Origin of the sequence: Caulobacter sp. SL161 (genome assembly GCF_026672375.1) — a bacterium.
Lineage (GTDB): Bacteria > Pseudomonadota > Alphaproteobacteria > Caulobacterales > Caulobacteraceae > Caulobacter.
This window is the reverse complement of sequence record NZ_JAPPRA010000001.1, coordinates 89,683-102,034: the sequence shown is the minus strand read 5'-3', so window position 1 is coordinate 102,034 and position 12,352 is coordinate 89,683. Positions and strand designations below refer to the sequence as shown.

The 12,352-nt window shown below is 66.3% G+C and carries 16 protein-coding genes; 11 read left to right on the top strand and 5 right to left on the bottom strand.

What is annotated here, in order from left to right; translation table 11 throughout:
• Positions 1-301 precede the first annotated feature (301 nt).
• Genes OVA11_RS00560 through OVA11_RS00545 form a run of 4 tightly spaced genes read left to right on the top strand, consistent with a single transcriptional unit; the run spans position 302 to position 4,465 of the window.
• Positions 302-1,066 (top strand): M23 family metallopeptidase, encoded by a 765-nt coding sequence (locus tag OVA11_RS00560; RefSeq protein ID WP_268065564.1) that lies wholly within the window; start codon positions 302-304, stop codon positions 1,064-1,066.
• A gap of 60 nt (positions 1,067-1,126) precedes the next feature.
• The gene (locus tag OVA11_RS00555) at positions 1,127-2,083 is read left to right on the top strand and encodes an alpha/beta fold hydrolase (RefSeq protein WP_268065563.1); all 957 of its coding nucleotides are present in this window, start codon (positions 1,127-1,129) and stop codon (positions 2,081-2,083) included.
• Positions 2,084-2,120: 37 nt separating this feature from the next.
• Positions 2,121-3,038, top strand: coding sequence for an ABC transporter ATP-binding protein (locus OVA11_RS00550; protein ID WP_268065562.1), 918 nt, complete (start codon positions 2,121-2,123; stop codon positions 3,036-3,038).
• The gene (locus tag OVA11_RS00545; protein WP_268065561.1) at positions 3,035-4,465 is read left to right on the top strand and encodes an ABC transporter permease; all 1,431 of its coding nucleotides are present in this window, start codon (positions 3,035-3,037) and stop codon (positions 4,463-4,465) included. Before OVA11_RS00550 ends, OVA11_RS00545 begins: the two co-directional genes overlap by 4 nt.
• 75 nt (positions 4,466-4,540) lie before the next feature.
• On the opposite strand, the gene rpsU is transcribed toward OVA11_RS00545, so the two are convergent.
• Complete coding sequence (rpsU, locus tag OVA11_RS00540) at positions 4,541-4,774, bottom strand: 30S ribosomal protein S21 (protein WP_024265935.1); 234 nt, start codon at positions 4,772-4,774, stop codon at positions 4,541-4,543.
• 181 nt (positions 4,775-4,955) lie between these two features.
• Between rpsU and OVA11_RS00535 the strand changes: the two genes are divergently transcribed.
• The gene (locus OVA11_RS00535; protein WP_268065560.1) at positions 4,956-5,633 is read left to right on the top strand and encodes a COQ9 family protein; all 678 of its coding nucleotides are present in this window, start codon (positions 4,956-4,958) and stop codon (positions 5,631-5,633) included.
• A gap of 70 nt (positions 5,634-5,703) precedes the next feature.
• Here the strand turns inward: OVA11_RS00535 and rcdA are convergent, their stop codons facing one another.
• Positions 5,704-6,213, bottom strand: coding sequence for a protease adaptor protein RcdA (gene rcdA / locus OVA11_RS00530; RefSeq protein WP_268065559.1), 510 nt, complete (start codon positions 6,211-6,213; stop codon positions 5,704-5,706).
• Between the two features lie 181 nt (positions 6,214-6,394).
• Positions 6,395-6,601 (bottom strand): DUF1192 domain-containing protein, encoded by a 207-nt coding sequence (locus tag OVA11_RS00525; RefSeq protein ID WP_096034369.1) that lies wholly within the window; start codon positions 6,599-6,601, stop codon positions 6,395-6,397.
• Positions 6,602-6,676: 75 nt separating this feature from the next.
• Between OVA11_RS00525 and OVA11_RS00520 the strand changes: the two genes are divergently transcribed.
• From OVA11_RS00520 to OVA11_RS00510, 3 genes are all read left to right on the top strand, one after another.
• Positions 6,677-7,651 (top strand): NAD(P)H-quinone oxidoreductase, encoded by a 975-nt coding sequence (locus OVA11_RS00520; protein ID WP_268065558.1) that lies wholly within the window; start codon positions 6,677-6,679, stop codon positions 7,649-7,651.
• Between the two features lie 6 nt (positions 7,652-7,657).
• Positions 7,658-7,936, top strand: coding sequence for a hypothetical protein (locus OVA11_RS00515; protein ID WP_268065557.1), 279 nt, complete (start codon positions 7,658-7,660; stop codon positions 7,934-7,936).
• A 180-nt stretch (positions 7,937-8,116) separates the two neighbouring features.
• Complete coding sequence (locus OVA11_RS00510) at positions 8,117-8,830, top strand: DUF1013 domain-containing protein (protein ID WP_268065556.1); 714 nt, start codon at positions 8,117-8,119, stop codon at positions 8,828-8,830.
• Between the two features lie 80 nt (positions 8,831-8,910).
• Here OVA11_RS00510 and OVA11_RS00505 read toward each other — a convergent pair whose 3' ends face one another.
• Entirely contained in the window at positions 8,911-9,084 is a 174-nt protein-coding gene (locus OVA11_RS00505) for a YdcH family protein (RefSeq protein WP_024265934.1), read from the bottom strand.
• Positions 9,085-9,213: 129 nt separating this feature from the next.
• Here OVA11_RS00505 and OVA11_RS00500 point away from each other — a divergent pair, with 129 nt between their 5' ends.
• Genes OVA11_RS00500 through OVA11_RS00490 form a run of 3 tightly spaced genes read left to right on the top strand, consistent with a single transcriptional unit; the run spans position 9,214 to position 10,598 of the window.
• Entirely contained in the window at positions 9,214-9,831 is a 618-nt protein-coding gene (locus OVA11_RS00500; protein WP_268065555.1) for a UbiX family flavin prenyltransferase, read from the top strand.
• Complete coding sequence (locus tag OVA11_RS00495; RefSeq protein WP_268065554.1) at positions 9,758-10,309, top strand: TIGR02444 family protein; 552 nt, start codon at positions 9,758-9,760, stop codon at positions 10,307-10,309. Before OVA11_RS00500 ends, OVA11_RS00495 begins: the two co-directional genes overlap by 74 nt.
• Positions 10,310-10,367: 58 nt before the next feature.
• Complete coding sequence (locus OVA11_RS00490) at positions 10,368-10,598, top strand: YdcH family protein (RefSeq protein ID WP_024265933.1); 231 nt, start codon at positions 10,368-10,370, stop codon at positions 10,596-10,598.
• A gap of 10 nt (positions 10,599-10,608) precedes the next feature.
• Here the strand turns inward: OVA11_RS00490 and OVA11_RS00485 are convergent, their stop codons facing one another.
• Positions 10,609-12,333 carry a M61 family metallopeptidase gene (locus OVA11_RS00485; RefSeq protein ID WP_268065553.1) on the bottom strand — a complete coding sequence of 575 codons (1,725 nt, stop codon included), beginning with the start codon at positions 12,331-12,333 and terminating at the stop codon, positions 10,609-10,611.
• Positions 12,334-12,352: the final 19 nt, after the last annotated feature.

Below are 12,352 nucleotides of genomic sequence, written 5' to 3'. Positions count from 1 at the left end.
GCGTAATTAAGAGAATTACGGGCGTTTAATATTCTAAACAGTCTGTAATGTTTGAAGTTTTTGCGACCATATTGCTTTGGTCGTTTGAGTGTATGGTTTGTAAAGGGTTAATCGACGCTCCGTTCCGCCCCGATGCGACATTCATGCACGCCGTCGATTCACCATCCCGAAAGGTCAAGTATGAGAGCAAAACCGTCCAGACGCGGTCCTGGCGACTGACCGGGCGTCGAAGAGGAAGTGGTTTTTGATCTCTAGGAGCTTGGCGCTATCGCCGCAGCACTTGCGCGTCGCGCTCTTCTCGATGCTGGGTATTGCCGCGATGGCGACCGCGTTGAACGGCGCGGTCGCGATGAGCGAGTGGATTGTGCGCGCGCCGACCAGCCCGGCGACCCCTACGGTGGCGCAACCCGCGCCGGAGCCCGAGGTCCAGGCGCCGCCCCCGGCCTTCGTCTTTGACGCACCCTTGCCGGGGCGGGTCATCAATTCGCCCTTCGGCCTGAGACAGATGCCGTGGGAGGAAAGCGGTCGGCTCCACCAGGGCGTTGATATCGCAGCGCCCGCCGGCGCAGCCGTGAAGGTCGCGGCCCCTGGCGTCGTAAAGGCCACCGGGGTCAGCGCCACCTATGGCCGCTATGTCCTTGTGGTGCACAAGGGCGGTCTGTCGACCCTGTACGCCCATCTGGCCCGTTCCGCCCGCGACGTGAAGCGCGGCGCCTATCTGCGGCGAGGCGACATTGTCGCCTTCGTCGGCAATTCCGGACGGTCCTCGGGCTCGCATCTTCATTTCGAGATCCGGAAGGGCGACAAGCCGCTCAATCCCAGCTTCTTCCTGGGGCGAACCTTCGCCGAGGCCGATGATCTGCCCTTGCGTGCGGCCGGCCGCGTCTCGCGAAAAGTCCACAAGGCGACGGTCTCGCGCTGGCCGCCTGGCGTGACCAAGCCCGGCAAGGAGAAGGTTCAGTTGGCGCGGTTGAAGACCGGACGGGCCAAGGCGGCCATTCCGGTGTCCACAGTTCCGGCGCCCGCCGCCTCGACGGCGCTGAGTTCGGCGGAAGCCGCCATTTAAAATTCGAAACCGGCCATCGACGGTCTCGACCGTTCGCCAACCGCCATTACATTGAACGCCATGATCCAGTTTGTCGGTCGTGGCGTCGCGGGCCTTGCCCTTGTCCTCATCTTCTACATCGCGGCGGGCGGCGTGATGAGCGCGACGGGCGCCCCGAAAATTCGCGGCAAGATGGTCGAGATCGAGCCGGGGCGCGTGCTGCGCCTGGTTTGTGAGGGGCCCAGCAGCGATCGACCGGTCGTCTGGCTCGAAGCTGGTGCGTTTGGCTTCGCCGCTGACTGGGGCGCAGCGCAGGAGGCGCTCGCGGCCGAAGGCTGGCGATCGTGCGCCTATGACCGCGCCGGCATGGGCTTTTCTCCGAAAGGTCCTGGTCCTCGAGATGGCCTGGCCATCGTCTCCGACTTCGAGAAACTGGTGGCCGCGTCCGGCGAACCGGGTCCCTACGTCCTGGTCGGACACTCGATGGCCGGCCTGCGCCTGCGCGAGTACGCCGGCCGTCACCCCGACAAGATTGCGGGTCTGGTTCTGGTCGATGCGGCGACGCCTGAAGCGGCGCTCAATCCGTCGATGCAGGGCTTCATCAAGACCTTCGCCCGCGTGTCGAAGTGGGCCGCTTTCGGCGCTTCGATCGGGCTGTACAAGCCGCTGATCCACACGCGCCTCGGCGACAAGATCGATCTGCCGCCGGCGGCCAAGGCCGAGAAGAGCTGGGCCTTCGCCGACGGCCGTCATAACCGCACGGCCGCCGAGGAGGTGGGCCTGTGGGCCGAGGCCTCGGCCCAGGCCGCCGCCCAGCCGCAGTTCGACCCCAACTGGCCGATCGCGGTGGTGACCGCTGGGCCGGTCGCTGGCCGTGAACTCCGAAAGGAGATGCAGGCCGCCCCCGCTCGCCGCGCGACCCATGGCTATGTCGACCATGTGGAGGCGGCGACGCACCAGTTGCTGATCGGGCGACGCTTCGCCGACCGCATCGTCCGAGCCATCGCCTTCGTGGCCGACGCTCGCCAAAAGGGCTGATACAACCAGAGCGTAGGAGCGATTCGGGAGCCGTCTCATGGTCAGCGCCGTCACCCTGGAAGGGGTCAGCAAGACCTACGATGACTTCCATGCCGTGCGGAATGTCAGCTTCAAGGTCCCCGCCGGGCGGATCACGGGTTTCCTGGGACCCAACGGCGCGGGCAAAACATCCACGCTCCGCATGATCCTGGGCCTGCTGCCGCCCTCCGCAGGGCGGATATCGGTGCTGGGCGCCGAGGACGCGACAAAGGTTCGCGACCGGATCGGCTTTCTCCCTGAGGAGCGCGGCCTCTACAAGCGTATGACGCCGATCGACGCCATCGCCTTCTTCGCCGGCTTGAAGGGCGTTCCCGAAGCCGAAGGTCGCAAGCGGGCCGTAGCCCTGCTGGAAGCTCAGGGCCTGGGCTTTGCGATGAAGCGGCCGATCAAGGATCTCTCCAAGGGCATGGCCCAGAAGGTCCAGCTTCTGTCGGCGCTGGCGCACGAACCGGAACTGGTCGTGCTGGATGAGCCCTTCTCGGGACTGGACCCGGTCAACCAGCAGGCGCTGGAGACGATGATCCGCGAGATCGCGGCGCGCGGCGCCACCGTGCTGTTCTCGACCCACGTGATGCAGCACGCCGAGCGGCTCTGCGACAAGGTCGTCTTGATGGCGCGCGGACAGAAGGTGTTCGACGGCGATGTCGTCACCGCGAGACGCGCCGCGCCACGGGCGCTGGTGCTGGAAGGCGACCTCTCCGCCGAGGAAGTGGCCGCCTTGCCCGGTCTTGGCGAGATGACGTCGGAGCCCCTGCCGGAGGGCGGGTGGCGTCATGTGGTGCGGTTGCCGGAATCGAGCACCGGGCAGGATGCGCTCAAGGCGGCTTTCGCCCGTGATCTTTCGCTCAGGCGGTTCGAGCTCAAGGAGCCCACCCTGCATGACGCCTTCATTGTGCTGACGGGAGGCCAGGCATGAGCCGTCTGCTGAAGATCGCGCGCCGGGAGTACCTGGCCTATGTCCGCACGGTCGGCTTCTGGCTGTCGATCATCGCCTTGCCGCTGGTCATGGGGATCAGCAGCACCGCGCCGCTGATGATGATGAAGTCGGCCAAGCCCGAGCGGCTGGCCATTATTGATCTGACCGATCAGGCGTTCGCGCCCGCCATCGCCAAGGCCATGGCCGAGGACCAGGATCGCGCCACTTCGCGAGCCCTTCGCGCGGCGGCGCTATCGGCGGCGGGACCCGAGGCGCAGGAAGCGGTCCGGAAGGCGCAGCTTGAAGGCGGGGAGGCCGCAGGGCGCGAAGCCCTGGCGCGCTTCAATCCGACAGCCGCCGCGCGCTTCAAGGAGCCCAAGGTCGACGCGATCGTGCTGCCGCCTCCGGCCCAGGCCCTGGCCGCCAAGACCCCGGTCGAAGCCGGCGCGATCGCCCGCCGTGAGGTCGCCGAGAAACGCCTGGATTCGGTGCTGATCGTCAGCGGCCGGGACGCGGACGTGACCCTGGATCTTTGGAGCCGCAACCTCGCTGCGCCGGTGCTGGAGGGCGATCTGCGGCAGACCGTCAGTGAGATCATGCGCGAGCGAGCCCTGGCCCGAGCCGGCGTTTCGGCGCAGACCCTGAGCGAAGCCGACGCCCTGAAGCCTGCCTTCAACAGCCTCTCGCCCAAGGCCGCCTCCGGCGCGAAGGTCGCGCTGCGGGATCGCCTGCCGACCTTTGTGGGCCTCGCCGCCGGCTTCCTGCTGTGGTCGATGGTCATGACCGGGGCAAGCATCCTGCTGAACAGCGTGATCGAGGAGAAATCGAGCAAGATCCTGGAGGTCCTGCTGTCCTCGGCCTCGGTGCCCGAGATCATGGGCGGCAAGATCCTGGGGGTCGCCGGGCTGACCCTTACGGTCATGGGCGTCTGGGCGATGGCGGGCTGGGTGGCCTTGATCAACTTCGCGCCGGGCCTTGCCGGCGATCTCGTCGCCGTGCTGCTGGGCAAGGGCCTGCTGCTCTATTTCGGCGTTTACCTCGTCGGCGGCTACCTGATGTACGCCGCGCTTTTCGCCGGCGTCGGTGCGTTCTGCGAGACACAGCGCGACGCCCAGACCCTGCTTGGGCCCATCATCCTGGTGATGTCGATCCCGATCATCTTCATGAGCCAGGCGATCCGCTCGCCGGACTCGCCGATTCTCTCGACCCTGTCCTGGATCCCGCCTTTCACGCCGTTCCTGATGCCGGTGCGGATCGCCGGAGACCCGCCGCTGATCCAGATCATCGGCACCACGGTCTTGATGATCGCAACGACCGTCGCGCTGGTGGCGTTCTCGACCCGCGCCTTCCACGTCGGCGCGCTGGCGACCGGGAAGATCGACCTTAAGACCCTGATCGGCCGGATCGCCCGCAAGCAGGCGGGGTAGGTCCAAAAACGACGAAGGCCGCGCGGATCGCCGCGCGGCCTTCGAAATCTTCAGCGATGTGAAGAAGAGCGGGTCTTACCGGCCCGGCTTCTTCGGCATCGGCAGCAGGCCTTCGCGCTGAGCGCGCTTGCGGGCCAGCTTGCGAGCGCGACGGACGGCTTCGGCCTTTTGGCGCGCGCGCTTTTCCGACGGCTTTTCATAGTGCACGTGCCGCTTCATTTCGCGGAACGAGCCTTCGCGTTGCATCTTCTTCTTCAGAGCCTTCAGGGCCTGATCGACGTTGTTGTCGCGGACGAAAATCTGGACCAGGGGTATCTCTCCATTCGACAGCCCGACCAAAATTCCCAAGTCCCTCTTGAGGGGCCGGGCGGGCGAATAAAACCAGTGCCCCGGAAGGGGTGCTTCCAGGCGATGAGGCGGGGCTGATAGCAGAGCCAACGGCCGCTGTCCATGCGCGACGCGGCCTAAACCACGGTGTAGACTCGGATTCATGAGCGAAACCGTCGACACCTCCGGCCAAGCTTCCGATCAAGCTGGCGCAAACTGGGCCGATCAGGCTGAACAGCGCGTTCTGGACGAGGCCTTGCGCCTCGCGCCCAAGGCCGGCTGGAACAGCGGACTCGTCAGCCGCGCCCTGTCTGCGGCGGGACTTTCCGAGGCTGAAGGCCAGCTGCTGCTGCCTGAGGGCGCGCGGGACCTCGCCGCCCTGTTGTCGCGACGCCATGACGCGGCCGCTTTGGCGCGCCTGCAGACCTTTGATGTCGCGGCTCTGAAAATCCGCCAGCGAATCCGTGAAGGCGTGGTGGCGCGGCTCGACGCGGCGCAGGAGAACGCCGACGTGCTGCGGCCCCTGGCGGCCTTCCTGGCGTTTCCGACCAACCTGGCGCTGGCGTTGCGGCTCACCTGGGAATCGGCGGACGCCATCTGGCGCTGGGCCGGCGACACCGCCACCGACGAGAACCACTACTCCAAGCGGGCGATCCTGTCGGGGATCCTGATCTCCACCCTCGCCGTCGACATGGCGTCTGGCCGCGCCTCGGCGCTGTCGCACCTGGACGCGCGCATCGACAACGTGATGGCGTTCGAAAAGTGGAAGGCGGGCCTGAAGCCGATGGACCTGGCCAGCGAGATGGTCTCCGCGCTGGCCCGGATGCGGTTCGGCAAGTAGGGGGGGCTAAGTGTTTGATTTTGGAGTCTGTTTATCTGGTTTAGATGGTTTCATCTAAACCAGACAGGCTCTAGCCCCCGAACGCCGCCGCCAAGCGATCGAGCTGGTTCTGAACCGGACGCGGCGCTTCTTCGTTCGGCGACTCGACATACATGCGGCGGTCCAGGTGGCGGACGCGCTCGTACAGGCGCTCGGAGCGCTGCAGCAGGTTCATCAGGCCAAACGGCAGTTCCTCGACGGCCGGACCATCGGCCGGCGCCTCTTCGGCCAGGCGATAGGCCTCAGCGCAGGCGGCTTCCGGCGGCATCTCCCCTTCACGTACGGCGCGCTGCACCAAAAGCCAGGAGGCGACCTGCATCAGGCGCGTGGTCAGGCGCATGCTTTCAGTGGCGTAGCCCAGGGCGGCGTTGCGAGAGAGGACCTTGCTGTCATGGCGTCCGGCCCCGTCGAGATAGGCGGCGGTCTCTTCGACCAGCTGCATGCCTTCCTCGAACGTCCGGTCGAACAGTTCCGATCGCGCGAAATCCTGGATCACTCCAGCGCGCCAAGGCGTGTCCGCGAACGCGTTCACTTCGGTCATAGCTACTCAATGCCCCTTCGAAAGGCCGCGAGGACGTCTCGCTTGGCGACTGAACTGCAACGCCCGTGCCAGAGCCAACCGTCCCGTTTCGCGACCCGCCCTTTCGAACCGACCTACAAACCCCTCAAGGCGAAAGCCGCCTTAAGCCGCCAGTAACCTCACCGAAACCTTAAAGGAACCGTTAGTCCAGGCGACCAAACAGCGCATTGGCCGCATCGCGACCCGCCTTTTTCTTGGCCAGTTGGGCTTTGGTGCGTTCGATCTCGGCCTGCAAGGCCGCGATGCGCTCCTCCAGTTCCGCGACGCCGTAGACTTCCAGGTCCTCGTGGGTCGCCTCGTTCAAAGCGCGTCCGCTGAAGGCGCGGGCTTCCGCAGGCTCCTCGAACATGGGCTTTTCTCCCTTTTCCGTCAGACATCTGACGCCTACCTAGGCCGCAAGGCAAGCACCACGAAGGAGCCCGGTATGGCCGAGACGATGACGGCGATCGCGATCGAAGGCGGCAAGGGGCCCGCGCAGGCGCTGCACGCAACGCCGCTGGATCGTCCCACGCCGGGACCCGGCGAGATCCTGATCAAGGTGGCGGCGGCCGGCGTGAACCGTCCCGACCTCCTGCAGCGCATGGGCTTTTACCCGCCGCCGCCGGGCGCTCCCGCGACCTTGGGCCTGGAGGTGGCCGGCGAGGTTGTGGTGGGCGCAGGGCGCTGGAAGGCGGGAGACGAGGTCTGCGCTCTGTTGGGCGGCGGGGGTTACGCCGAGTACGCCGTGGTGGACGCGCGGCACGCCTTGCCGATTCCGGGCGATCTGGACCTGATCCAGGCCGCCGCTTTGCCCGAGACGGTGTTCACGGTCTTCGCCAATGTCTTCGAGCACGGCGCGCTGAAAGCGGGCGAGACTCTTTTGGTTCATGGTGGAACGTCCGGAATCGGAACAACTGCGATCGCCATGGCCAAGGCCGCCGGCGCCAAGGTCATCGCCACCGGCCGCGGCGCCGACAAGAAGGCCAAGGCGCTGGCGCTGGGCGCCGACATCGCCGTCGACGCCAAGACCGAGGACTTCGCCGAGGTGGTGAAGGCGGCCGGCGGCGCGGACGTGATCCTCGACATGGTCGGGGCCAGCTATTTCGAGAAGAACCTCGACGCTCTGAACACCGGCGGCCGCATCGTCTACATCGCCAGCCTGGGCGGCTCGACGCTGGAGGTCCCGGTGATGAAGATCATGCAGAAGCGGGCGGTGATCACCGGCTCGACCCTGCGCCCCCGCTCGGGCGACGAAAAGGCGCGCCTGGCCGCCGAGGTCGAGCGCGTCGTCTGGCCGTGGGTGGCGGCGGGCAAGCTGAAGCCGATCGTCGATGCGACCTTCCCGCTGGCCGACGCGGCCAAGGCCCACGCGCACCTTGAGGCTGGCGAGCACGTCGGCAAGGTAGTGCTGGTGGTGTGAGCTAGCGTGCGCTGGTACGACGGCATCGTCATCCTTCTGATCGCCCTTGGCATGATGGCGGGGTGGATGGTGCTGCTCGTAACGTCGAATAAGGGGCGTGGTTGGATGGTTCTGGCCGCCGTCTTCGCTCCCGCATGCTTCTACGTCGTGGCGCGCAGTGGAGGTTCGCCCGAGGCCGCGCTAGCGGCGGGGGTGATCGGCGGGCCATTGCTCGCGGCAGGGATGGTCTATGTTCCCCGTGTGCGCGACGTCGTCATGAACTGGAAGGAAGAAGAGCACCTTTGAGCATCGGGAGGGTCTGGGTGCTGTTCCACAGTCCGCCGACATCCTGAAGTCCCGGTCCGCTCGGTAGAACAGGCAAGACCCGCATGGTCCCCCGTTCCCTTTTTTCCAGAACCGCATTATAGCGTTCACCAACAACCCGCCCGGCCGAAAGGCCGGGCGCCGTCATTTCTGGAGGACCGCATGTCCGACATCCTGATGCCCAAGGCGACCGCCGTCTGGTTGGTGGACAACACCTCGCTCAGCTTCGAGCAGATCGCGGATTTCTGCGGCCTGCACCCGCTGGAAGTGCGGGGCATCGCCGATGGCGAAGTGGCGCGCGACATCCGCGGCGCCGACCCGATCGGCAACGGCCAGCTGACCCGCGAAGAGCTGGACAAGGCCCAGGCCAATCCCGACTACCGCATGAAGGCCCAGGTCAGCCGTCACGCCGAGCTGCTGAAGCCGGCCAAGAAGGCCCCGCGCTACACGCCCGTGTCGCGCCGCCAGGACCGTCCGGACGCCATCGCCTGGTTCCTGCGTCACCACCCCGAAGTGACCGACGCCCAGATCTCGAAGATCCTGGGCACCACCAAGGCCACGATCGAGCAGGTTCGCGCCCGTACGCATTGGAACGCCGCCAACATCAAGCCGGTCGATCCGGTGACCCTGGGCCTGGTTGGTCAGCTGGAACTCGACGCTCTCGTCAAGAAGGCCGCCGAGAAGAAGGCCAAGGACGACTTGAAGAAGGGCATTGTTCCGGAAGACCCGACCCTGCGTCCGGCTTCGGAAGCCGGTCAGTTCGAGCCGGAGGTCGAGGAAGAGGAAGAAGACTTCCGCGCGCCCCGCGGCGATCTCAAGGCCGAGGACGTGTTCGGCAAGTCCACGGGCTATGTCGACGAGGAAGACGAGGACTAAGCCTCGGCGCGTCGCAGAAAAAGCAGAGGCCCCGTTCCTTGCCGGAACGGGGCCTCTCGTTTTTCGGCTGCCTCTAGCAGCTAGTGCATTCGAGCCTTGAGGCCCTCGATCTCTTCCTTCAGTCGAAGTTTCCGCCGCTTAAGCTCCCTGAGCGCCGTTCCGTCGCTACCGGGTCGATTGGTCTCCTCCTGGATCTTGCGGTCGAGGTTCTCGTGACGGGACCCAAGCTCGCGGATACGGGATTCGATGGCCATGGCTCTCGGCTCCTTGCTGGTGGAGACGAAAGTGAACACCCGCTGTGCGGCGCTGTCAGATCACATATGATTGCAATCGGCCCCGCTTGACGTGGCGCGGCTTGCTCCCAAGACGGACGAAAATTCACCATGTCGGACGGTTCGAAAAACGCTGATCGCTCGCGACTTGTGGTGGGCATAACGGGCGCTTCCGGCGTGGCCTATGGGCTTCGTGCGCTCGACGCCTGCCGGGATCTGGGCGTCGAGAGTCATCTTGTGATGTCCAAGTCCGCCGCCTTGACCCTGGCCCAGGAGACCGGGCTTTCGGTTTCGGACGTGAACGCCAAGGCCGATGTCGTGCATCGTGCGGCGGATGTCGGCGCCGCGATCGCGTCGGGTTCTTTCCGCACGCTGGGCATGCTCGTTGCGCCCTGTTCTGTCCGTACGATGAGCGAAATCGCAACGGGCGTAACGTCTTCGCTGCTGACCCGCGCGGCCGACGTGGTCTTGAAGGAGCGCCGGACCCTGGTGCTGATGGTGCGCGAGACGCCGTTCCATCTGGGCCACCTGCGCACCATGACCAGCCTGGCCGAGATGGGCGCGGTGATCGCGCCGCCGCTGCCGGCGTTCTACGCCAAGCCGTCATCGATCGAGGAGATGGTCGACCAGTCCGTGGGGCGGGTGCTCGATCTTTTTGGCCTCTCCTGGCGACCCGTCAAGCGATGGGGCGAGGACTTGGAGACCATCACCGGCAAGGCGGAAGGTTAACGTCGTGGGCGCGGACAAGGGGCTTTGGGACTGGGCGCTGGACGCCTATGCGCGTCAACCTGTCGCAGAGGCGTGCCTGCATCTGCAGGACGCCCACGGCCAGAACGTGCCCTACCTGCTCTGGGCCGCCTGGATGGCGGAGCAGGGCAGGGCGGCTGACTTGAAAATCGCCGCCGGCGTGATGCGCGGCTGGGACAGGGATGTCGGCGCGCCCTTGCGCGGCGTGCGACGCGCGCTGAAGCCGCCGAGGCCCCCCGTCGACGAGATCGGCAAGGAAGCCTTCCGCGACGCCGTAAAGGCCGTGGAGCTCCAGGGCGAGCGGGTGCTGATGGAGAGCCTTGAGGCGCTTGCGGGGCCGCCGACGGCTCCTGCGAGCCTTGTCGAGGGCCTCGTGGCCGCCGCGGAAGCTTCCGGCGATCCGCCTCGCCGCGCGGCTTTGGAGAGACTGGCCCAGGCGCTGCAGACGGCGCGCGGCTGAGCGCCTTTACCGCCCGTCAGCCTTTGCTATCTATGACCCTCAAAGGGGCCCTATCGAGATGACGTCCATGAACGACGATGATCCGTCGGAAGATACCGACATCGCGATCGAACGTCGCCTCGCCGACCTGCGCGAGGACCACAAGGACCTCGACGACTCGATCCGCGCGCTGGAAGAGCGCTTTCAGCCTGACATGCTGCAGATCGCGCGTCTGAAGCGGAAGAAGCTGGCCCTGAAAGATGAAATCGGCCGTCTGGAAGACCTGCTGACGCCAGACATCATCGCCTGATGAGAGCCCTCTAGCCGGCGACGGCTTTCGCGCAGGCGGCTCGCGCGTCGGGCGTAAGCGTCGTCGGAACCTTGATGCGTTGCACGGTGACCTCGCCCGGCCCCTTGGGCAGGAACCGGACCAGCCGGGGCTTGCCGTTCTCCTCGATCGCCAGGCCGATCTCGACGGTGCTGTCGCCCGGCTTGCCGCCCTGTCGACCAAGATACTTCATGCCGTTGCGAAGGCCCGCCGCGTAGGCCGGCCCAGCCGGATCGACACCGGCGATCATCCGACCCTTGCCGGTCTCGGTGAGATCGAGGCCCAGCCAGTAGGTGGGTCGTGTCAGGGTCTCGACCGTCAGGCAGCCGCCGAAAGCGCCGGGTGGCAGCAGGATCCGCTCGCCCCGCGTGACGAAGCGATCGATTTCGGGTGTCAGGTCGACGCCGGTCAGGTTTCGGGCGACAGGGACCAGGGCCTCTGGCGCAGGAATGCGGCGGTTGGCGCCCCGCTGTCTGGCCGCCTGATCGCGCATGGCCAGCATGACGCGGTCCAGCCCGCCCTTGGCCTTCAGCCTGCCATCCATCAGCACGGCAAGTTGCGCGCCGCGTTGATAGGGCAGCTTCTGTAAGGCCTTGTCGCTCCAGAACCTGGCGATGATCTGGTCGTTGTTCGCGCCGATCGCCGATGACGTCGCATAGGCCTCCAGCGCTTCGTTCCAGGCGGCGGCGAAGGTTTCCAGATCCACGAGACCCGAGCGGAGCGCCAGTCGGCGGGCGTAGTAGTCGGTGAAGCCCTCGCTGAACCAGTAGCCGGCCGGCTCCCGCGGTCCCTCTATGGCGCCGCCAAGTCGCGCCGCGTTCCAGGTGTGGAGGTACTCGTGCGTCAGAAAGAGCCGGTAGTCCTCGAGCTTGGTGTTCTGGGTGGAGATCACCGCAAAGGCGTCGTCCAGCCCTGTGCCGCGATAGGAGGTCCAGCCTTGCGGCGCCGACTGGCCGGCGAGGGTGATCAGAAACGGCGCTTTGCCGTCGCCCCAGAAGGCGCGAACGGCGCCGATCGATCGCGCCGCCATATCCGCGAACGCCTCGGCTGTGAAACTGAACTGTCCGCGCATGGCTACGGTCAGCGGCGCGCCGCCGACGTCTCGGCGCGCCTCGACCAGATCAGGGTAGGCCATCAGGACGCTGGGTCCGAGGCGTTCGATCGACGCGGGCGCGGTCTCGAGCGGCGACAGGTCCGTGGCCAGCCGCAGTGACGAGCCGGCGGCGTCCCAGGCGAACCGGGCCTGGTCGGTGTCTCGGCCCTCAGGGGTCGCGAAGATCGTATGGCCGATCAGGTAGAAGCCGTCCGGGCCAATGATGGGCTGGCCATAGCTAGGGCCGTCCGGCGGTGGCGGACCGTCATAGGCGCTGACCACCCGATAGCGAACCGTGAGCGGCGCCCGGGGCCTGGAGGTGATCACCCACGTCTTTTCGTCGGACTTCGAAAGCTGACCACCCGTCACGGCGGGGTCCTGTAGAAATCGCCAAAGACGCTCACCGCCGCCCCATTCGGCGGGCAATCGCAAACGGGTCTCGCCATCGGCGTCGGCGGGCAAGGCGATCGTCACCGAAACGGCGCGAACCTTCCCGTCCTCCAGCACGGGCGCAAGGTGATAGACGTTGAGGTTCGGTCTGGACGCGGCCGCCTGGACGTCCACCGTCCAGGCGCAGGTCAGCGCCAAGGCGGCCAGAACCGCCGATGAGCGAGCGCTGGTCATGGTGAGCTCCCCAGAAACG